The sequence below is a fragment of the Pseudoalteromonas sp. GCY genome (genome assembly GCF_016695175.1).
GTDB lineage: Bacteria > Pseudomonadota > Gammaproteobacteria > Enterobacterales > Alteromonadaceae > Pseudoalteromonas.
The window spans coordinates 1690324-1712031 of the sequence record NZ_CP068023.1; the positions used below are offsets into that span (position 1 = coordinate 1690324).

At 44.2% G+C, this 21708-nt stretch carries 14 protein-coding genes; 11 read left to right on the forward strand and 3 right to left on the reverse strand.

Annotated features, from left to right (window positions below):
• Positions 1 to 17 precede the first annotated feature (17 nt).
• Positions 18 to 1637 carry an alpha-glucosidase family protein gene (locus JJQ94_RS12720; protein WP_099030994.1) on the reverse strand — a complete coding sequence of 540 codons (1620 nt, stop codon included), beginning with the start codon at positions 1635 to 1637 and terminating at the stop codon, positions 18 to 20.
• Between the two features lie 635 nt (positions 1638 to 2272).
• On the opposite strand from JJQ94_RS12720, the gene JJQ94_RS12725 reads away from it, so the two are divergent.
• From JJQ94_RS12725 to JJQ94_RS12745, 5 genes are all read left to right on the forward strand, one after another.
• Positions 2273 to 5131 carry a TonB-dependent receptor gene (locus JJQ94_RS12725; protein WP_099030993.1) on the forward strand — a complete coding sequence of 953 codons (2859 nt, stop codon included), beginning with the start codon at positions 2273 to 2275 and terminating at the stop codon, positions 5129 to 5131.
• 158 nt (positions 5132 to 5289) lie between these two features.
• Positions 5290 to 6804, forward strand: a complete 1515-nt coding sequence (locus JJQ94_RS12730) for a tryptophan halogenase family protein (protein ID WP_099030992.1) — start codon at positions 5290 to 5292, stop codon at positions 6802 to 6804.
• Between the two features lie 119 nt (positions 6805 to 6923).
• Positions 6924 to 8798 carry an alpha-amylase family glycosyl hydrolase gene (locus JJQ94_RS12735; RefSeq protein ID WP_099030991.1) on the forward strand — a complete coding sequence of 625 codons (1875 nt, stop codon included), beginning with the start codon at positions 6924 to 6926 and terminating at the stop codon, positions 8796 to 8798.
• A gap of 3 nt (positions 8799 to 8801) precedes the next feature.
• Complete coding sequence (locus JJQ94_RS12740) at positions 8802 to 10301, forward strand: MFS transporter (RefSeq protein WP_099030990.1); 1500 nt, start codon at positions 8802 to 8804, stop codon at positions 10299 to 10301.
• A 10-nt stretch (positions 10302 to 10311) separates the two neighbouring features.
• A complete protein-coding gene (locus JJQ94_RS12745; RefSeq protein ID WP_099030989.1) occupies positions 10312 to 12708 on the forward strand; it encodes a glycoside hydrolase family 15 protein in 2397 nt (798 codons plus the stop codon).
• Positions 12709 to 13049: 341 nt separating this feature from the next.
• On the opposite strand, the gene JJQ94_RS12750 is transcribed toward JJQ94_RS12745, so the two are convergent.
• A complete protein-coding gene (locus tag JJQ94_RS12750; protein ID WP_039495539.1) occupies positions 13050 to 14069 on the reverse strand; it encodes a LacI family DNA-binding transcriptional regulator in 1020 nt (339 codons plus the stop codon).
• A gap of 318 nt (positions 14070 to 14387) precedes the next feature.
• On the opposite strand from JJQ94_RS12750, the gene glk reads away from it, so the two are divergent.
• The 6 genes from glk to adk all read left to right on the forward strand — a co-directional run bounded on the left by glk (position 14388) and on the right by adk (position 21042).
• Positions 14388 to 15389 (forward strand): glucokinase, encoded by a 1002-nt coding sequence (gene glk / locus JJQ94_RS12755; RefSeq protein ID WP_099030988.1) that lies wholly within the window; start codon positions 14388 to 14390, stop codon positions 15387 to 15389.
• A gap of 10 nt (positions 15390 to 15399) precedes the next feature.
• A complete protein-coding gene (locus tag JJQ94_RS12760) occupies positions 15400 to 16419 on the forward strand; it encodes a LacI family DNA-binding transcriptional regulator (protein ID WP_010378018.1) in 1020 nt (339 codons plus the stop codon).
• Between the two features lie 290 nt (positions 16420 to 16709).
• Positions 16710 to 18563 (forward strand): phosphogluconate dehydratase, encoded by a 1854-nt coding sequence (edd, locus tag JJQ94_RS12765; RefSeq protein WP_017219245.1) that lies wholly within the window; start codon positions 16710 to 16712, stop codon positions 18561 to 18563.
• A 23-nt stretch (positions 18564 to 18586) separates the two neighbouring features.
• Complete coding sequence (locus JJQ94_RS12770) at positions 18587 to 19207, forward strand: bifunctional 4-hydroxy-2-oxoglutarate aldolase/2-dehydro-3-deoxy-phosphogluconate aldolase (RefSeq protein ID WP_010378022.1); 621 nt, start codon at positions 18587 to 18589, stop codon at positions 19205 to 19207.
• Positions 19208 to 19224: 17 nt separating this feature from the next.
• Positions 19225 to 20229 (forward strand): type I glyceraldehyde-3-phosphate dehydrogenase, encoded by a 1005-nt coding sequence (gap, locus tag JJQ94_RS12775; protein ID WP_010604051.1) that lies wholly within the window; start codon positions 19225 to 19227, stop codon positions 20227 to 20229.
• Between the two features lie 168 nt (positions 20230 to 20397).
• Positions 20398 to 21042, forward strand: a complete 645-nt coding sequence (gene adk, locus JJQ94_RS12780) for an adenylate kinase (RefSeq protein ID WP_010378026.1) — start codon at positions 20398 to 20400, stop codon at positions 21040 to 21042.
• Between the two features lie 220 nt (positions 21043 to 21262).
• Here the strand turns inward: adk and JJQ94_RS12785 are convergent, their stop codons facing one another.
• Positions 21263 to 21592, reverse strand: coding sequence for a hypothetical protein (locus tag JJQ94_RS12785; protein ID WP_236596603.1), 330 nt, complete (start codon positions 21590 to 21592; stop codon positions 21263 to 21265).
• Positions 21593 to 21708 lie beyond the last annotated feature (116 nt).

The window sequence follows — 21708 nt, forward strand, 5'->3', positions numbered from 1 at the left end:
ATAAAAAGACCCAACTATTATAAAATCTCGGCGAAGTAGCAACCAAATGCATCAAGTGTCAGTACATTTGCGCTTGCCGTGCCACTTAGGTGCTTAAGGTCACACTGCGTTAATGCAACTTCAGGAAGTGTCACGCTTTGTTGAGTAGCTGCTAAGTTGAATGCGCACAGCAGTGTCTGGGTTTGTGTTTTACGGTAAAAAGCTAACACGGGCTCTGGGGTATCAATAAACTCAATGTCACCTGTTTTTAGTGCAGGTTGCGCATTTCGCCACTGTAAAAATGCTTGATAGTAGCTGAGCGTTGAATTGCTATCTACTGCTTGTTCGTCTACTGCTCGTAGAGCATGTGCTTCAGAAACTGGTAACCAAGGCTTAGACTCCGAGAAGCCAGCATTGGTTTTTGCCTTCGTCCACGGAAGTGGCGTTCTACAGCCATCACGGCCTTTAAAGTTTGGCCAAAAGGTAATGCCATATGGGTCCTGCAGCTCTTCGAAGGCAACGGCGGCTTCGCCAAGTCCTAGCTCTTCGCCTTGATACATACAGACGCTACCGCGCAATGAACCGAGAAGGGCGGTGAGCATTTTGACCTGTGTATCGTTTACTTTGCCATCTGTACTCCAGCGACTTGCTACCCGTTCTACATCGTGATTTGCAAACGCCCAACATGGCCAACCTTCGGTCATAACTGACTCTAGGCGAGAAACCGTTTCTCTGATGTACTTTGCACTATAGTCGTTAGTTAGGAGCTCAAAGCTATAACCCATGTGTAGCTTGTTACCATCGGCCGTGTACTCTGCCATTGTTTGCAAAGAGTCTTCTGAGCTTATCTCACCCAAGCTAACTGTGCCTGGGTATCTATCTAATAAGGCACGGATCTCTTCCATGAACAGTAAGTTTTCAGGTTGCGTATTGTTGTAATAATGGTACTGAAAAGCATAAGGGTTGTCTTCGCTAAAGCCACGACCTTGACGAAGCTCAATAGGCTTAGCTGGATTATTCCTAAGCTGCTTGTCGTGAAAACAGAAGTTGATGGCATCTAGTCTAAATCCATCAACGCCTTTTTTAAGCCAAAATTCGACGTTATCTAGTACGGCTTTACGTACTTCAGGGTGATGAAAGTTAAGATCCGGCTGCTCAGTTAGAAAGTTGTGCAGGTAATATTGGCAACGTCTAGGCTCCCACTGCCAGGCAACACCACCAAAAATGGATAGCCAATTGTTTGGTGGACTGCCGTCTGGATTGGCATCGGCCCATACATACCAATCTGCTTTGTCGTTTGTTTTGTCTTCACGACTTTCGACAAACCAAGGGTGTTGATTTGAGGTATGACTAAGTACCTGATCAATAATGATCTTAATATCACGATTATGTGCTTCGCTGATAAGCGTGTCAAAATCGTCGAGTGTACCAAACATAGGATCTATATCGCGATAGTCGCTAATATCATAGCCAAAGTCTTTCATTGGCGATTTAAAAAATGGTGAAATCCATACTGCATCAACACCAAGCGATTTAATGTAGTCTAGTCGCTGAATAATACCCTGTAAGTCGCCAATACCATCTGCATTACTGTCCTGAAAGCTACGCGGATATATTTGATAGATAACCGCGCCTTTCCACCATTCATTATTTGCCATGCACTTTCTCCAGACTATGTGCGTATTTGTTCTGTGGCAGTGCTGAGTATCAAGTAAATACTATGCTGGGCACTTTCACCACTAATTTTGCCAAAGAATACGTCATGCTCATGGGGCTGTAAAAAACCTGCATACGTATGCAGGTTTTGTTGGGTAAATTTATGATAAGTCATTTACATAATTTTATTTTATAAAATAAATTTACCAATATTGACCTTTAAAAGGGAAGAACCAGACAAATAAAGCTTTGTAAGAGTGAACTTTTGGTAAGACCAATTTAACTTGGGTATGGCTAGTGATGACATGTTGAGGATATTTTAATGCTCAGTCGACAATAATAGCCCATGAAAGTTAAGATTTAGTGAAATTAAAGCAGGTAAATAAATGCCGTCGGTCTTATGACCTTAACTAATAAAAGTATATATTTATCATTAGGTTGAGTTTTATTCCTGTAAAAAGCCTGTAAATTTCGTTGAAATGCACTAGCTTTGAATACGTATGCATAAAGTTGTTTACAAATTTAATCAGCCGCTAGTATTTGACTGACAACAACTGTGCTCGTTTGTTTTTTCATCAGTTTGCACGCCTGATGAACAAATCGCACAATATAATATGGTTAATTGGGATAAAACATTATGTCTAAGTTCAAACCGAGTATGCTAACGCTTGCGCTGATTGCTGCGGGTGTGAGCCATGCTGCTCCTGTTGAAGATAACACTGCTAATAATGAAGAAAATAACGTTGAGGTGATCGAAGTTCGAGGTATCTCGCGCAGTATCATCGCCTCAATCGATAAAAAAAGATTTAGCGACACCATTGCAGAAGTAGTTGATGCTGGAGACTTAGCTTCTTTACCTGACGTGTCAATCGCTGACTCCTTGAGCCGATTACCTGGGATCACCGCGGTAAGAGCAAGTGGGCAATCTTCACAACTTAATATTCGCGGGATGAACGGCGACTTTATTCAAACCACATTAAATGGACGTGAGCAGGCGAGTACTAGTGGATATACCGCAGGTAGTCGCTGGATTTCATTTGACCAATATCCGTCAGAATTAATTAATCAAGCCGCAGTGTATAAATCACCAAAAGCATCGCTGATTGAAGGCGGTGTTGCGGCTACGGTTGAACTTAAAACGGCAAACCCTCTCGATGCCGAAAAAGAACATAATTTTAATTCTTCGGTAAGATATTCCTACAATGATGCTGCGTCAGATGTGGGCGCGGATTCAACAGGCGAACGTATTAGTTTTTCATATCGAGGTAAATTCCTAAATGAGACACTTGGTTTTGCTATTGGTGGGGCGTATCTAAATCAACCAAATAACGCAATTGATATTTCAGCGCATGCTCCTACACGCTCTCAAGATTTTGATGGTAATGGTACTGAAGAGCGCTCAGTTAATGGCTTTCAATACCGCTCAGCCAAAGGCAGTGATGAAAGACTAGGACTGTTAAGCACCCTAGTATATCAACCAACAGACGCGTTTAAAGTCCAGTTTGATTATTTCCATTCTAAGTTCGAGTCGGAAGATAAAAAGAGCGGCTTAAATATTGAAGGGTTTTCAAAAGATATTAACTCGTTGTATACGGTTGATAATGCAGTTGTTAAAGATGGTTTTCTAGTCGCTGGGGATGTAACTATTACGGATCCCAATGGCCCATGGGTTGAGATGCGCTCTGAAGACCAATCAACGGACTCAACCACCGACAGCTTTGGCTTAAACTTGCAATACACGACAGATTCGTGGGAATTAAAGTTCGACTGGGCTCATAGTGAAGGGGAAAAAACGCGTAGAGATATGATTGCTTCAATGCATGCATACGAATACGGTACTTCTACACTGGAGGATGGAACGTTAGTTAACACCTGGCAAGAATTAAGAAATCAAACGTTTTCTTTTGAACAAAGAGAGAAAGACTCACCACTGTTAACACTTGGCAACGGGTATACCGACCTATCTAATATGCGACTGGGTGATTGGGAACAATTCCCTCACAAGTACACAGACGAGTTAGATAGCGTTAAAGTTGATTTTAAATATTTTATTGAGAACAGCTTTATTTCTTCGATTGAAGTTGGTGCGCGTTGGTCTGATCGTGAATTTACTGATCAACGCTCTACATTTAGATGGGGCGCACGCGAAGGTCAAAATGGTTATCAGTTACCGGATGGCACTATCGTCACGAACAAAGGCTGTGAATTTAATGATCAGAACCACCCGTGTATTCCTCACGATTTGACGGGATATGTTTCGGTTAGAGATACTCGAGGCTTCCAATACTTGGAATTAGACCTTGAAGGTATCGCTAATGAAGTATTTGGTCCGGGTAATTATGAAGCGCAACAAACTTGGGGCCACAATTGGACGCTCATTGAAAGTGGAGCTGTTCGAGAAGAAGTATTAGCCGGTTATATTATGGCAAATATAGATACCGAAATTGCCGACATACCAGTGACGGGTAATTTTGGCGTTCGAGTAGTAAGAACTGATACGAAATCGATAGGTATTCAACAGATCCAAGGTGATGAAGTTGGTGACTCAATTATCGATGACAATGGCGTTGAAAGAACCGATTATCGCCATGTTAATTACGGTCCTGAATATACAGACACATTGCCTTCACTAAACCTCAATTTCAGAGTGAGTGACACAGACCAAATTAGGTTTGCAGCTGCAGAAGTTATTGGCCGTCCACCTGTCTACCAGCTTAGAGGTGGTGCAGGGTCTTGGGCTGACACTGCAAATGATGGTACTAGTCCTCGTTATAATGTGTGGTCAAAAGGTAATCCAAATTTAGACCCGTTTAGAGCGACTCAAATTGATTTATCTTATGAGCGTTACTTTGAAGATGGTGGTGCTTTTGTTGCCGCTATATTCTGGAAAGATATTGAATCTTTGATTGAAAGTATCACTTATCAAGAAGGTGAAGTTGACTGGGCTGATATTGGCCTAGAGGTACCAGATGGGTTCGTTGCAGGTCAATACCAAACGACTCAGAACAATGATCAAGGTGGATACATAAGAGGTATTGAGCTTGCTTATACCACGATGTTTGATAATTTATCGGGCGTCTTTTCAGGCTTAGGTTTTAACGCTAACTATTCATATACCGAGAGCGAAACAACGGTGGATGGCGGTGGTAACTTCCCTGATCAGCAATTGCCACTCCCTGGTCTATCAAAAAATGTTTGGAGTGCGACGGTATTTTGGAACATAGACTCGTTCACAACACACCTGAATATCCGTTACCGTGATGAGTATGTGTATGAAGGGGCTTCACCAGGTGGCTCTTCTCTAGCTTGGGCTGATGAATATACCGTGGTTGATTGGCAGGCATCGTACAACTTTGAGAATGGTTTGGAAGCCGTCTTACAGGTTAATAACCTAACTGATGAGCCAAATACCACTAACTATGGTACTGCACTTGCCACTGGTGAGTACAAAGAGTTTGGTCGCCAGTATTATTTAGGGTTTAACTATAGCTTCTAATTAGTCGCAAGCATCCATGGCCACCAAAGTAACACCTGCTTTGGTGGCTTTTTTATAATCGCTCACAGTGTAATGAGTGGTTATCATCAATTATCTAAATTGATATGTTTGTTTCACTTTCAATACGTGGTTTTTAATAGGTTTAAGGTGCGAAGGCGATGAAAAGTCAGAAAATAGTGATTTTAGGTGGTGGAACTGCAGGTTGGATGGCCGCAAATATGATGGCAAAAAGCTGGGCAGATAAAGCGATAGAAATCACTGTGGTTGAATCTTCTAGCATCGGGACTATTGGTGTTGGTGAAGGGTCTACTCCGCAGTTCAAAGGATTTATGGACTATTTAGGTATCTCGGAAGCCGAGTGGATGCCGGCTTGTAATGCGACCTATAAAAATGGCATTCGGTTTATAGGTTGGTCGACAAAGCCTGGGTTTTCTAGCTATTTCCACCCATTTCCTGCACAACCTGACGACTACAGTGCACCGGCTTTTTTTCATAACAGCTTTGTTCGGCGTAAGGCGATTGACGTAGAGGGCCATCCAGACCACTTTTTTTTAGCGACTCACTTGGCTGATTTAAATAAATCCCCAATTGCTGCAGAAAGCTTCCCATTCGAAATTAATTATGGTTATCACTTTGACTCAGCTTTGCTTGGCCAGTTGTTGGCACGCAAAGCGGCTGAGTTTAATGTAAAACACATTGATGCCACAATTACCGACGTTCGAAAACACCTTGATGGTGATATTGCAGCACTAATAACGTCTGATGGTACAGAAATCGCTGGTGATATTTTTATTGACTGCTCGGGCTTCAAAAGTTTACTGCTACAACACACTTTAGGTGTGGGTTTTGAGTCATTCGAGTCCAATTTATTTAACGACGCTGCGGTCGTTATACCTACCAAGCAACTTGACACTATTCGCTCCGAAACACAATCTGTTGCGCGTCAATTTGGGTGGTCTTGGCACATTCCACTAACGAACCGTATCGGTAACGGTTATGTTTATAGTCAGCGTTACTGTAATGCGGATCAAGCCGAAACCGAGCTAAGGGCTGCTTTGGGTTTGTTGGACTCAGATGTAGAAGCTCGGCATATAAAAATGAAAGTCGGGCAAGTTAAAGCGCACTGGAGTAAAAACTGCATAGCGATTGGTTTATCTCAGGGATTCATAGAGCCATTAGAAGCAACCGCTTTGCATATAGTCCAGGAAACCGTTCAAAGTTTCATTGAGTGCTACCAAGATGCGGATTTTACCGATGGTAACAGAGATAAACACAACCGCGCTTTGAGCGAACGATATCAGGCTATTCGAGACTACATCGTCGCCCATTATCGTGTCAATAGTCGCACTGACACCAACTACTGGCTTGATAATGCCAACAATAACAACTTATCGCGGTCACTCTATCAAATTTTACAGACTTGGGTTTCTGGTAACAACTTATCGGATGAATTAGTTCGCCAAAACGTTGAGCAATATTACCCTTCAGTCAGCTGGCATTGTTTATTGGCAGGTTATGGTATCTACCCAGAACAAGCTCAGCTTAAGTCAGGCAACGCCCTAGCAAACCAACATAGCATCGAAAAAGTGAATGACTTCATTAGACGATGTGGATTGAATTTCAAAGATCACCGAATGGAGCTAGAAAGCTTTGTGGCAAATGTTCACAAGTAACTTGGTATTAATCGTTATAAATAAAATCTAATTAAGGGTCTCTCTGAATACATATGTAATGGGTTCAGTACGTTCGTTGACGCAAGTAGACTCTTTTAAAACAGCATTGTGACAACACTATGAAAAATAAATCTCTACTATTGGCTGTGTCAGCGCTTTTGGGTGGTGCAGTAAGTTTAAGCGGCTGTGGCCCCAAGCCAGTTGATAAAAAAACCGAACACATGACGTTGCAATCGGAAGTGGCGCCAGTGAGCAAACCCGTTGTTTATCAAGTCTTCACAAGGCTCTTTGGCAATACCAAAACGGTGAACAAACCTTGGGGAACAATAGAGGAAAACGGCGTAGGTAAGTTTTCTGATTTTACTCCTACGGCATTACAACAAATCAAGGCAATGGGCGTGACCCATGTTTGGTATACCGGCGTGCTCCATCACGCAGTAGTGACGGATTATAGTAAGTATGGGATCAGCCAAGATGATCCTGATGTTGTAAAAGGCAGAGCGGGTTCACCCTATGCAATAAAAGATTACTACAACGTTAACCCAGATCTTGCGAACGATCCTTCTGCGCGACTGGCTGAGTTTGAAGCCTTAATCAAACGCACACATGACGCCGGCTTAAAAGTGATCATTGATATTGTGCCAAACCATGTCGCACGTAACTATGAGTCACTCGGTGCGCCTAAAGGAGCTGTTGATTTTGGCGCGAATGACGATACGCAAGTTGCATATGCTCGGGACAATAATTTTTATTATGTGGTTGGTGAGGAGTTTACAGTACCAACGAGTGAAAGCTATCAGGTGTTAGGTGGTGGATCTCATCCATTGGCGGATGGAAAATTTGCAGAAAATCCAGCAAAGTGGACCGGTAACGGTGCTCGTGCGGCAAAGCCTGATATTAATGATTGGTATGAAACCGTCAAAGTGAATTACGGTGTGAAGCCTGACGGTAGCTACGATTTCGACCGCTTGCCAGATGACTATGCTCAGCAAGATTACCGTGCACATTTTGAATTTTGGCAACACAAGCAATTGCCTGATAGTTGGTACAAATTTCAAGCCATTACGCACTTTTGGTTAGAAAAGGGCGTAGACGGTTTCCGTTACGATATGGCGGAAATGGTGCCAGTAGAGTTTTGGAGCTTCTTAAACTCGTCGATTAAAACAAAAAATCCTGAAGCTTTCTTGCTTGCAGAAGTCTATAACCCCACTTTATATCGCCCGTATATCAAACAAGGGAAGATGGATTACCTCTACGACAAAGTGGGTTTTTACGACACGTTGAAGGCGTTAATGCAAGGCAAAGGTAGTGCCCAAGCCGTGTTGGATATTCATCAATCGGTAGCCGATATTGCCCCACATATGTTGCACTTTTTAGAAAACCATGATGAGCAGCGTATCGCAAGCCCTGAATTTGTAGGCGATCCGCTAAAAGGTAAACCCGCTATGGTGGTCAGTCACCTGATAAGCACAGCGCCATCAATGATCTATTTTGGACAAACATTAGGTGAAGACGGTTCTGAGCAGGCGGGGTTCGGCAGTCCAAGCAGAACCAGTATCTTTGACTATATTGGTGTACCCGAACATCAAAAATGGATGAATGACGGGAAATTTGATGGCGCGCTACTTTCAGGTGAGCAAAAGGCGCTTCGTAATTACTACGTCAAATTACTCCATCTTGCAAAGCAGCCGGCGATTGCGGCTGGTGAATACGAGCAAGTCACCCTGAGTGTTGAGATGCCAAGCAATGCTGAAACAGTCATGGCATTTGGCCGTAAATTAGGTCAACAAAAGCTGTTGGTCGTGAGCAACTTTAATTCAGAACAAGAACAAACAGTCACCGTAAATCTGCCTAAAGATTGGCATGGTGCTTATAACGATATTTTAGAGTCACACCCGACTTTACAATTACAACCAACAACTGATGGCGAGCATGTCAACGCAACGATCACGCTAGCGCCGCTTGCCAGCGCGGTTTATCAATTAGAGAAGTAACCTATGCAACAAGAACAACAAAAACCACAACTCAGTTTTTGGCAGATATGGAATATGTGCTTTGGGTTTCTTGGGATCCAATTTGGTTTTGCACTGCAAAACGGCAATGTGAGTCGTATTTTTCAAACCCTCGGTGCCAAGGTCGACGACATCCCCATATTGTGGGTTGCAGCGCCCTTAACGGGTTTAATCGTGCAGCCAATTATCGGCTACTGGAGTGATAGGACATGGGGAAAACTTGGGCGTAGAAGACCATTTTTTTTGTGGGGAGCTATTCTCACCACGCTATCGCTTTTCATCATGCCAAATTCTCCAACGCTTTGGATTGCGGCGGGTATGCTGTGGATAATGGATGCGTCTATCAACGTCACGATGGAGCCGTTTAGAGCATTAGTAGGTGATAATCTGAATGAAAAGCAACGTGCAACAGGTTATGCGATGCAGAGCTTTTTCATTGGTGTTGGTGCCGTGGTCGCGTCTGCGCTGCCTTGGATGATGACCAATTGGTTTGAGGTGAGTAACACAGCTCCTGCTGGACAAATTCCCGACTCGGTAAAATACGCATTTTACTGGGGGGGAGCTATCTTGTTCATCTCAGTATTGTGGACGATTCTAAAAACGAAAGAATATAGCCCTGAGCAACTCGCAGCCTTTGAACAAGCGCAAATGAATACGCAAAGCGCAACACTGTCAGACTTACCTGTGAACTTTTTAAAAGGCAGTGCGGTGAGCGGTTTAATTGGCGGTATTGTGTTGTTTGCCGTTGCACTTCTTGACCTTGAAAAAGAGCTGTATTTGCTCAGTGGGCTGCTTATCGCTTTTGCAATTGTATTTGTCATTGCGCATGTGATGCAGCAAAAACAGCGTGTAAGTAATGGTTTTTATCATGTTATTTTTGACCTATTTACGATGCCAAAGACCATGCAGCAGCTTGCTGTGGTGCAGTTTTTTAGCTGGTTTTCGCTATTTGCCATGTGGATCTACACCACCTCAGCGGTGACGAGCTATCACTATGGTACGTCAGATGTAACGAGCAAGCTTTATAACGACGGTGCTGATTGGGTCGGGGTGTTATTTGCAGCTTACAATGGCTTTGCTGCTATTGCTGCGATGGTGATCCCATTCACGGTTAAGCACATTGGTCTCAAAGGGGCACATGCAGCTAACTTGCTTTTTGGCGCAGTGTCTTTAATTAGCTTCAAATTTATCGGTGACCCTACATTACTTTGGTTGCCAATGGTGGGCATTGGCTTTGCTTGGGCATCTATTTTGTCATTACCTTACGCGATGTTAAGTAACGCTCTGCCAAGCAACAAAATGGGTGTATTTATGGGGATCTTTAACTTTTTTATCGTGATCCCACAATTACTCGCCGCCAGTATTCTAGGTCTAATTCTACGTCATGGTTTTGATAACCAACCGATATTCGCACTCGTCATCGGAGGCGTGTCATTTTTACTCGCTGCATTAGCTGTTTCAAGAGTCACAATAAAGGCTCAATAAGGAGAACAAGATGATTAAATTATCGACAATCGCACTTGCCTTGGTAAGTGCTGGCCTCATGGGTTGCGGATCACAGCAATCTGGCAATGAAACCCTGACGGCACCAGGTGCACCTGGCGTTAAACCTTATTGGTCATACTCTGGAAAAACGGGGATTGGTACGTCGTACGAAGCGTACAAAGACGGCAAGTACAGCGATTCTGCGGCTACTAAAGCAGTTTCAAAGGTATGGTTTTCTGTTGCAAAAGGGATGATCACAGAGACCATGTTTGGACTTATTCACCAAGCGCAGATCAAAGACATGCAATTTATCATCGTGGGTGACGGCTTTGCAGTGAAAGAATCTGATACTGACGCCCTAGATGTCACGATTGACTATCTTTATAAAGATGCCAGTGGACGACCGTTATCGCTGGCTTACAAAATTTTAAGCACGGACAAACAAGGTCGCTTTACCCTTGAAAAGCACATTTTTACAGATCCAGATGGACAAACTTTGTTTGTTCGAGCAAAAGTAGATACTGATCTCAAAGATGTACAGGCTTTTGTGAACGTTAACCCATACGTGAATAACAATGGCTTAAACGATTTTGCGAAAGTGACAGAGCAAGGTCTGTTAGCATGGGAAGGTAAGAACTATCTCTCTTTGCAGAGCAAAACCGGCTTTGTTGAAGCATCTGTCGGTTTTACTGGCACCAGCGATAATTTAGCGGCACTTGAGTCTACAGGACATATAGCGCAAGCTTATGCGTCTACAGGCAAAGAGAGTGGCAACGTTAACTGGTTGGCAAACCTAGGACAAGTAAAGGACAGCAGCACCTTTGACCTTACCTTGAGTTTTGGTCATTCCCAGCAGCAAAGCTTTGCTGAGGGGGCAGCCACATTAGCCAAAGGTTACGATAAGGTACTGGCTGATTATAATGGCCAAGGCGAAGCGACTGGCTGGCAAGATTATCTCGAAAGTTTAGCGCCACTAAAGTCCATGACGGCAAATACCGCAGACAACGGCAAGTTACTTTACACCAGTGCGCTTGTGCTTAAGGCGCAAGAAGATAAAACCCATGCCGGTGCGCTGATAGCATCGTTGTCAAATCCGTGGGGGGACACGGTGCCAGCAGAGCAAGGGCATACCGGCTATAAAGCAGTATGGGTGCGTGATTTTTATCAAGTGGCGATGGCATTTTTGGCGATGGGAGATACACAAACAGCACTCACTGCTTTTGAGTATCTAGAAAAAGTGCAAGTTACGGATAAAACACCGGGTAACCATGGCGATACCGGCTGGTTCTTACAAAAAACGCATGTAGATGGCGAGCTTGAGTGGGTTGGTGTACAACTTGACCAAACGGCAATGCCGATTATGCTGGCATGGAAACTGTGGCAAGCGGGGGTGCTAAGCGATGATAGACTGGTTTATTGGTACAATAAGATGTTAAAGCCTGCGGCTAACTTCTTAGTTGAAGGGGGACTGGCTAAAATATTGTGGAATGACACGCAAATCACACCGCCTGCGACGCAACAAGAGCGTTGGGAAGAGCAAAATGGCTATTCACCATCGACTACCGCGGCAATCATTGCAGGCCTGGTGACGGCGAGCGACATTGCTAAATTGGCCGGTGATAAAGCGGGACAAGAGAAATTCCTTGCGACGGCGCAGCAGTACAATCGTGACGTTGAGTCATTCATGTTCACAACCAAAGGGAGTCTGCAAAGCAAACACAGTGACGGTCAATATTTCTTCCGTATTGGACAAGACGAAGATCCTAATTCCAGTACGACTCTAAATGCCAATAATGGCCGTAACGGAATGGATAAGAAGCAGATCATCGACGGTGGCTTTTTAGAACTCGTGCGTTACGGGGTTAGAGGGGCTGACGCACCGAGCATCGTGGCTACCATACCCGAATACGATGATGAGTCGATAGCTGAAAACTTAAGAGTAAAATATAGCTTTAAATTTGATGGCGATGTTAATAGTTATCCGGGGTACCGCCGTTACGGTAATGACGGTTATGGTGAAGATGAGAAGCGTGGTATCAATTATGCCGAAAATGGTCAGAATACCGATGGTCAACGCGGCCGAGTGTGGCCTTTCTTTACCGGAGAGCGTGGTCACTATGATATTGCGCTGGCGCTGCTCGATGGTGAGTTAAGTGCGGATGAACAGAGCGAAATACAAAATACTTATGTGAAGGGGATGGAGCACTTTGCTAATGAAGGCATGATGTTACCTGAGCAAGTATGGGATGGTGTGGGTAAAAATACCTTTGGCTATGAACTTGGCGAAGGAACGAACTCGGCGACGCCTTTGGCTTGGACACATGCTGAATACGTAAAGTTAGTGCGCTCTCTTAATGAAAAGCAAGTATGGGATCACTACCCAATTGTAGAAAGTAAACTGAAATAACAAACAGTAAGTAAGCACATAAAAAATGCCGAAGATGAGTTCGGCATTTTTTATTCGATTCCGCTGAAGATCTAGGGCCTGTTTATCTTTCAAGTTTGTTTTTGCAGCAGTTTGATTGGTATTTATACAAGGCAGAGCCTGCGTAGCATAGTTGTTCTATGTGAGTCAGGCGATAACACAGTAGAAATGCCAATAAAGCGCTGCCCTTTGGGTTCACCTGAGTGCGCTTTGTTCATTGTTGCTCAACTTTTGCCTAGATTACTAGGCGGCAAGTCGAGCGTCGCGACCAAAACACACTCAGGAGAACAAAAATCAAACAGCAAAGGTCAAACAGGCCCTAGCTATCGCGAAGATTGTCTAACAATAAGCTTGGGCGGCAAGAGGGTAGAGGCTACCGCTTCACCTCGGATAAGCGTAAGTAAGTTATCGACCAGCATTTGTCCTGCCAATGTGGTGTTTTGCTGCACAGTAGTTAAAGAGGGAGATACATAACCCGCCGCGGCAATGTTATCAAAGCCAACGACATGCACATCATGAGGCACGCGAACGCCTGCTTCTTGAAGCGCCTTAATCGCACCAATAGCAATGAGATCGCTAGCTGCGAAAAGCGCGTTAAATTTAACATTGTTGGCGATTAATGAGCGAGTCGCATGATACCCAGAGTCTTCTGTGGAAATCGCATTTGCCATCTTACGGTCGCTCACCTCAATACCTTTTGCTTTAAGGGTGTCTCTAAAGCCTTTAAAACGCGCAAAAAACTCCGGGCTGTGATCCGAGGCATCGCCAATAAACGCACAATCTGTTCTGACCATGTCGATTAAATGCTTTGCAGCCAATACACCACCACCGTAATTGTCGCAGCTCACAGTTAGGTCTGGACGGTTATCAACCGTTGCCCCCCAACAAACAAACTTTGTGTGGTTGTCGAGTAGAGTTTGTAACTTTGACTGGTAATCGATGTAATCACCATAGCCAAGTAAAATTAACCCATCAGCACGGTGACTATCCTCATAATCTGCATGCCAATCACTGCTCGTCGATTGGAACGATACTAAAAGGTCATAGCCTTCTTTTGCGCACGCTCGGGTAATACTGCCAAGCATACTTAAAAAGAAAGGATTAATTTGCGACTCGTCTTCTGTGGGGTCTTCAAATAACAGCAAAGCCAATGTACTACTTTGCTGAGTGCGCAGATTACTCGCGTTTTTATCGACCTTATAGTTAAGCTTTTTAGCAATCTCATGAACGCGACGACGAGTTTCTTCGTTAACCAAAGGGCTATTTCTTAGGGCGCGCGACACCGTAGATTGCGAAACGCCAGCATAATGGGCGATATCAAATGAAGTTGCTTTACCTTTCATGTTCTTCTCAACGCTTAAGACAGTGACATTGTCAGCCATTCAATTTTTTTTTCAACCAATTTCACCGAATTTGCAAATTTTTATTGATACAGTCTGACACCGGTGTCATAATGTCGATGTTTTATCATTTTGTTGTCAAAACGTATTTGGCTGCCCTATGCCAAGGGCAGCATTTTTTTACCAAATTAACAGAATAACAGGTAAGAGCAAAAGCCAAGGCGTGCAAATTTTGGCGAGTTGAGACAATAAATTGCAGGACGTGTGCTGGCAGCCCTGATGTTAGCCCAAGCATAATCGCAGTGATAAAGAGATAATAATATGAGCCAGACAACAAGCCATTCATCCGTGCCGTTTGAGCCGATTGTCGTTGCCGACATCGGGGGAACAAACGCCAGATTTGCAATCGTGTCAGATTTTGATACGCGCACTAACCATTTTGTAATTACGCATCAAGCCACTTTTCCTAGTGCTGAATTCCAGTCTTTTGAATCCGCTATCCAAAAATATTTAACTGAGCTACCTGTTGCGCAACCAAGCAGAGCATGCCTCGCGGTTGCCGGTCCTATCAAATCTCAGCAAGTTCATTTAACTAATTTAGGTTGGCATTTTAATTCCGAAGACATCAAAGCTCAGTTCGATTTTGCCGAACTTGCCGTGATCAACGACTTTGCTGCCTTTGCCTATGCGGCGCCCTACTTAGCACTAGAGAAAAACCTAGTGATTAAGCAAGGTCAGCCTGAGCTAGGTGCAAATATCGGCGTAATGGGTCCTGGCACTGGATTTGGTGCAGCTTGTCTTGCTAGAGATATTAACGGCAGCGCGGTGATGAGCTGTGAGGCAGGGCATATCTCACTTGCACCGGTTACTACCTTAGATAAAGAGCTGTTAACGGTACTGCGCGCGAGTATTCAACATGTCTCAGTCGAGACGGTGTTTTCAGGCCCAGGTATTGCGAGACTCTACAAAGCCATGGCAGAAGTGCGTGGTGAGCAAGCTAAAGATCTTAATGCGGCGCAGATCAGTGCGCTCGCGAAAGAATGCAAAGTGTGCGATGCAACATTGAGTCACTTCTGTGACTGGATGGGTAGTGTGGCTGGTGATTTAGCACTAACTTTTGGTGCCTTAGGTGGTGTTTATATAGGTGGTGGGATCTTGCCGAGGATGAAAGAGCGATTGCAAGCAAGTAGCTTTGTTGAGCGCTTTACCGAAAAAGGCATGATGTCACAGTACACGAGCCAAATTCCAGTTACTTTGGTGGTACAAGATAATATCCCACTGATTGGTGCAGCAGCATGTATTCATGAGCGACGCCGGGCTTAAGGGAAAATCGATGAAAAAAGTAACTATTAATAGCGTTGCCGAATATGCCGGAGTGTCTAAAAAGACAGTATCTCGGGTATTAAATAACGAGCCAAATGTTAGTCCAGCAACGCGGGAAAAAGTCCTGAAGGTCTTTGAAGAGCTGAATTATAAGCCTAACCCTATTGCACGCGGTTTGGCACAAAATCGTAGCTTTATCATCGGTTGTTTATACGACAACCCATCAAAAAGCTATATCACGCGAGTGCAAAGTGGTGCGCTAGAAGCGTGTCAGAAACATAGTTACAATTTATTGATACATCCTTGTGAACTGCGCGGCCAAGACCTTATCGACAATGTTGATCAGCTGCTTACCACATCGAGACTTGACGGTATTGTGCTTACTCCGCCGTTTTCAGACTCCAACGAGCTTATTGCTTTTCTAAAGCAGCGTAATATTCCCTATGCACGCGTTGCTTCAGCCATTGAAGGCGATGATTCGATTTCAATTCGCAGTAATGACGAGCAGGGCGCTTTTGAGTTAACCGAGCACCTGATCAATTTAGGTCATACCGAAATTGCCTTTATTAAAGGTCACCCTGATCACAGTGCCACAGAAAATCGTTTCTCTGGTTACCAAAAAGCACTAGCAAAGCATGGTATAGAATATCGAGAGCGGTTAGTTGCAGAAGGTAACTTTAGTTATCACTCAGGTGCAGACAGTGCAAAAGCTATATTGGACTTAGAGCCAAGACCAACGGCTGTATTTGCATCAAACGACTACATGGCTGCAGCAGTGTTAAAACTTGCTACGCAGCGAGAGATCAAAGTGCCCGAGCAGTTATCTATTGCTGGGTTTGATAACGCACCTATCGCAAGGCATATTTGGCCGGGTCTGACGACGATAGCACAGCCTGTGGAAGAAATGACTCGGATAGCGGTAGAAGAGCTGATTAAGCATATATCTCAGCCGCAAGAAGCACCGTTTCAGCAAGTTTTAGAAGCTAAGCTCATCACTCGAGAGTCGACGAAAGCGCGCTCGAATTCATAACTTTTTCAATTTTTATACTTGCCCCAAAGCCCAACGCTTAGCCGTTGGGCTTTTTATTTTCGGTGGTTATAATTTGGTCATTTTAAAAAGTTAGACTAAATTTATAAGAAGGGTTGACACCGGTGTCAGCTTTATGCGTAAATATAGTGACACCGGTGTCAGGTTGGGGTGAGAGACAACCTGATAGCGTACCTTTGAACGGGTAAATCAAAGCAGCTCTGTACAAGGATTACCACGAATGCTGGTAATCGTGCAGAGCCTTTTTCCTCTAACACTAGAGAGTCAGTAATATGTTGCATCCACGAATTCAGGAAGTCACCGAACGCGTCATTGAGCGAAGCAAAGCAACACGTCAAGCCTATTTAGCTCGAATCCAACAAGCAAAAAAACAAACGCGCGTACGAGCGGGACTGGGCTGTGGAAACCTAGCACACGTAATGGCTGCTTGCTCAAGCAGTGATAAAGCTCGCCTAAAAGAAGACGAGCAACCAAACCTAGCAATTATCAATTCGTACAATGACATGTTGTCTGCGCACGAACCTTATAAAGAATATCCAGATTTAATTAAAGCAGTGGCAAACAAGTTTGACGCGACTGCGCAAGTAGCAGGTGGTGTACCTGCTATGTGTGACGGGGTTACCCAAGGCCGCGATGGCATGGAGCTGTCTTTGTTCTCTCGTGACGTCATTGCCATGTCAACAGCGGTGGCATTATCACACGATGTCTTCGATGGGGTTTTCTGTCTTGGTGTATGTGACAAAATCGTCCCAGGATTATTAATCGGTGCTTTGTCTTTTGGCCATTTGCCCATTTTCTTTTTACCAGCAGGTCCAATGCAATCAGGGATCCCGAACAAAGAAAAGGCACGTATTCGTCAAAAGTTTGCACAGGGCTTAGTCAGCCGCGAAGAGTTACTGGAAGCTGAGAGTGCTTCATACCACAGTGCAGGTACTTGTACTTTCTACGGTACGGCGAACTCGAACCAAATGCTAATGGAGATCATGGGTCTTCATTTACCTGGTAGCTCGTTTATCAATCCATACACAGAATTAAGAGATGGCTTAACGGCGAGTGCGGTTGAGACCATGCTAACTCAGCTACTTGACGGTAAAAGCGGTAATGCACTTGCGGATATAGTGAGTGAAAAAACTGTGATCAATGGCTTGGTCGGTCTGTTGTCTACTGGTGGTTCTACCAACCATGCCATTCACTTAGTCGCAATGGCAAAAGCGGCAGGCGTTCAAATCACTTGGAAAGATATGGCTGATTTGTCTGAAGTAGTGCCGTTATTAACGCGTATCTATCCAAATGGTCATGCCGATGTAAACCACTTCCAAGCGGCTGGTGGCATGGGCTTCTTAATGCGTGAATTAAGAGATGGCGGCTTCTTACACAATGACGTAAAAACGATTGTGGGTGAAGGGCTTGATGCTTACACGATGGAACCACTATTGGATATCAACAGCAATGTGATCATCAGCGATAACCAAGGCCCTGCCAAAGTGAAGTGGGTACCAGTACCTGAGAATTCACTGGATGAAGAAGTACTTCGCCCAGTAGCAAATCCATTTAACAAGCAAGGCGGCTTGCAACTACTTAATGGTAATTTAGGTAAAGCGGTGATTAAAGTGTCTGCGGTACAAGAGCAGCACCAAACGGTGACTGCACCAGCGAAAGTATTCAGCTCTCAAAGCGAATTACAAGAAGCCTTTACTGCTGGCAAGCTTAACCAAGACTTTATTGCTGTGATTAAAGAGCAAGGCCCTAAAGCGAAAGGTATGCCCGAGTTACATAAACTGACACCTGTCATGGCTACATTACAAGACCAAGGTTTTAAAGTGGCGATTGTGACAGATGGTCGTATGTCTGGTGCGTCTGGTAAAGTACCTGCGGCGATCCACCTTGCGCCGGAAGCGGTTGAAGGTGGTGCAATTGCAAAAGTACACGAAGGTGATTTGATCACCTTAAATGCACCAAAAGGCGAATTAGTGCTACACGTCTCTGATGAAGAAATGGCACAGCGCGAATTACAGCTTTCACCGCAATCGCAAACATTTGGTACGGGTCGAGAGCTATTCTCAGGATTTAGACACGTAGTGAGCAGTGCAGATCAAGGCGCATGCTCATTTGGCATCGAAGAATAATAACAGTGGGAATGAGGGTGAGCATGAGTATTAAAGAGATATTGTCAGCAGCACCAGTGGTTCCGGTTATCGTTATTGATAACCTCGAAGACGCGGTGCCGCTTGCTACGGCATTGTTTAATGGTGGCTTAAAAGCACTCGAAGTGACACTTCGTACACCGGTGGCAGCGCAAGCGGTAAAAGACATTAAAGCGGCTTTACCAGACGCCTATGTCGGTACTGGTACGGTAGTGGATAAGGCAACCTTTAATGCCTCTGTAGAAGCCGGCGCTGACTTTATGGTAAGTCCAGGTGTTAATGACGAATTATTGGAACTGGCTAAGTCGTCAAGTATTCCATTTCTTCCAGGTGCTGCAACGCCAAGCGAAGTGATGAAGCTTGCAAGTCATGGTTTTGAATTCTTAAAGTTTTTCCCAGCAGAAGCAGCAGGCGGTGCACCAATGCTTAAATCCATTGGCGGACCAATTCCACAAGTAAAATTCTGTCCAACGGGTGGTATTTCGTTGGCAACTGCACCTAAGTATCTTGCACTCGACAATGTGGTATGTGTGGGTGGTACTTGGATGCTTGATAAAGCACTTATCGCAAACAAAGACTGGCAAGCCATTGAAGCGCTTGCGAAACAAGCAAGTGAAGTAAAATAGATTAGGGGACAGTTATCATGATTAATATCGCAATTAATGGCTATGGACGTATCGGTCGTAACGTACTTCGTGCACTGTATGAGTCAGGTCAGAATAAAGACATCAAAGTCGTTGCCATCAACGATCTCGCACCTGCAAACGTAAACGCGCATTTGACTCAATTTGACTCTGTACATGGTCGCTTTCAAGAGCAGGTTGTTCTTAACGACAACACACTCGTTATCGGTGGTGACGAAATCACGCTAACGCAAGAGCGTGACCCTGCAAATCTTCCTTGGAAAGCGCTAAACGTTGATATCGTGCTTGAATGTACAGGGTTGTTCACTTCTCGCGAAGCTGCGGCTAAACACATTGAAGCTGGTGCGAAAAAAGTGATTGTATCTGCGCCGGGCACAGATATGGATGCAACGGTTGTTCATGGCGTTAACAGCGAAGTGCTAAATGCTGAATCAACCATTATCTCTAACGCATCTTGTACCACAAACTGTCTTGCGCCTATTGCAAAAGTATTGAATGATACTATTGGTATTGAGCAAGGTAGCATGACAACCATTCATGCCTACACCAACGATCAGAATCTATCAGACGTTTACCACCCTGATTTATATCGTGCGCGTAGTGCCACTCAGTCGATGATCCCGACGAAAACGGGCGCGGCAAAAGCGGTTGGCTTAGTGCTTCCTGAACTTGCTGGCAAACTAGATGGTATGGCGGTTCGTGTGCCAACCATCAACGTATCACTGGTTGATTTAACGTTTGTTGCCAAGCGTGACACTTCAAAAGAAGAAGTGAATGCAGCAATCAAAGCGGCCGCTGAGGGCGCGATGAGTGCAATCCTTGAGTACAATGAATTACCTTTGGTTTCTATCGATTTCAACCACAATCCAGCTTCTTCAGTGTTTGACTCAACACAAACCAAAGTAGATGGAAAGCTGGTAAAAGTGATGGCTTGGTATGATAACGAATGGGGCTTCTCTTGCCGCATGCTAGACCAAGTTAAAGCACTAGGTGCATTTTTATAATCAGGATTAATTTCTGACCAAAAGCTCTGCAGATCGCGGAGCTTTTTTGTTTTTGACGGAAAAATTGCCATTCTTCCTTATCAATTAGTATAAGTTCCTTGAGGATCGGCACCGTATATGGAAAAATTCACCACACAAACACCAATAACTCCAAACGAGGATTCAATTATGCGCATCATCTTGCTAGGCGCGCCGGGTGCAGGTAAAGGTACTCAAGCTCAATTTCTAATGGACAAATATGGGATCCCTCAGATCTCGACAGGCGACATGTTACGTGCAGCTATCAAAGAAGGGACTCCGTTGGGTCTTGAAGCGAAAAAAGTCATGGATGCAGGTCAACTAGTATCTGATGAAATCATTATCGGCTTGGTAAAAGAGCGCATCGCAAAAGAAGATTGTGCAAATGGCTTCTTGCTTGATGGCTTCCCACGCACAATTCCACAAGCAGATGCTATGAAAGAAAATGGCATCAAAGTTGACCATGTTATCGAATTTGACGTGGCAGATGAGATCATTGTTGAGCGTATGAGCGGTCGTCGTGTACACCCAGGTTCTGGTCGTGTTTACCACATCGTTTACAACCCGCCTAAAGTAGAAGGCAAAGATGACGTAACGGGTGAAGACCTAATCATTCGTGATGACGACACTGAAGAGACAGTACGTAAACGTCTAGCGATTTACCATGAGCAGACAAAACCTCTAGTAGATTACTATAGTGCGGAAGCGGATGCTGGTAACACGCAATATCACAAACTAGATGGTACACAAGCTGTTGATGCGGTAAGCAAGCAGTTAGGTGAACTATTGGGTTAATAACTAAGCGTTTGCTTGGTTAACATGTAGGAGTCCAAAGAGACTCCTACATTATCTCTAAACTAGCTAAATCGTTTTAATAAGTGCTGTAGTGGAAAGTAATGCTTTCTTTTCGACTTGGCTCTGCATAATGGAAGTTGCCTGTGGCTTCTACTCTATGAACGATAGAGGCTGAAATACCCGCTTTAAATGCCTCACCATTAAACGTAGTTGTATTCCCTTAATCGTTAGGATTAATTTCAATACACTTGAAAGGTGCCGTGCTGTATGCACGACTGAAACAAAGCTCCACCGTTTCATTGCCAGGATCGGCGTAACCCGCTGAAGTATAGCTAACTCCAGTGATAGTACCCGTTTTACTTCCATATGGGATATCACTTAAATCGATGTTTAATACAGAAAACTCTGTAGTCGAAAGACCGCCTGCTGAGCTTAATACTAGCATCCGACTAGGTTGTTTTTCTTTCGTGATCATAAAATCGTCAGCAATTGCTTGACCACTAAGTGCGAGTGAAGAAATGAAGAGGGCGGTAAGAGACATCTTTTTCATTAACAATTCCTTATTGGATAGTCTAATTCAAGCTACGCAGTGCAACTGCATAGTGGCGTGATTGTAATGAAGGGAGAATGTTTAGGTTAACCTTATACCAATTAATCTTAATACTT

Excerpts from the sequence above, each read along its gene's own strand:
- JJQ94_RS12720 (WP_099030994.1), bottom strand. The coding sequence starts at position 1,637 with ATGGCAAATAATGAATGGTGGAAAGGCGCGGTTATCTATCAAATATAT.
- JJQ94_RS12725 (WP_099030993.1), top strand. The coding sequence starts at position 2,273 with ATGTCTAAGTTCAAACCGAGTATGCTAACGCTTGCGCTGATTGCTGCG.
- JJQ94_RS12730 (WP_099030992.1), top strand. The coding sequence starts at position 5,290 with ATGAAAAGTCAGAAAATAGTGATTTTAGGTGGTGGAACTGCAGGTTGG.
- JJQ94_RS12735 (WP_099030991.1), top strand. The coding sequence starts at position 6,924 with ATGAAAAATAAATCTCTACTATTGGCTGTGTCAGCGCTTTTGGGTGGT.
- JJQ94_RS12740 (WP_099030990.1), top strand. The coding sequence starts at position 8,802 with ATGCAACAAGAACAACAAAAACCACAACTCAGTTTTTGGCAGATATGG.
- JJQ94_RS12745 (WP_099030989.1), top strand. The coding sequence starts at position 10,312 with ATGATTAAATTATCGACAATCGCACTTGCCTTGGTAAGTGCTGGCCTC.
- JJQ94_RS12750 (WP_039495539.1), bottom strand. The coding sequence starts at position 14,069 with ATGAAAGGTAAAGCAACTTCATTTGATATCGCCCATTATGCTGGCGTT.
- glk (WP_099030988.1), top strand. The coding sequence starts at position 14,388 with ATGAGCCAGACAACAAGCCATTCATCCGTGCCGTTTGAGCCGATTGTC.
- JJQ94_RS12760 (WP_010378018.1), top strand. The coding sequence starts at position 15,400 with ATGAAAAAAGTAACTATTAATAGCGTTGCCGAATATGCCGGAGTGTCT.
- edd (WP_017219245.1), top strand. The coding sequence starts at position 16,710 with ATGTTGCATCCACGAATTCAGGAAGTCACCGAACGCGTCATTGAGCGA.
- JJQ94_RS12770 (WP_010378022.1), top strand. The coding sequence starts at position 18,587 with ATGAGTATTAAAGAGATATTGTCAGCAGCACCAGTGGTTCCGGTTATC.
- gap (WP_010604051.1), top strand. The coding sequence starts at position 19,225 with ATGATTAATATCGCAATTAATGGCTATGGACGTATCGGTCGTAACGTA.
- adk (WP_010378026.1), top strand. The coding sequence starts at position 20,398 with ATGCGCATCATCTTGCTAGGCGCGCCGGGTGCAGGTAAAGGTACTCAA.
- JJQ94_RS12785 (WP_236596603.1), bottom strand. The coding sequence starts at position 21,592 with ATGAAAAAGATGTCTCTTACCGCCCTCTTCATTTCTTCACTCGCACTT.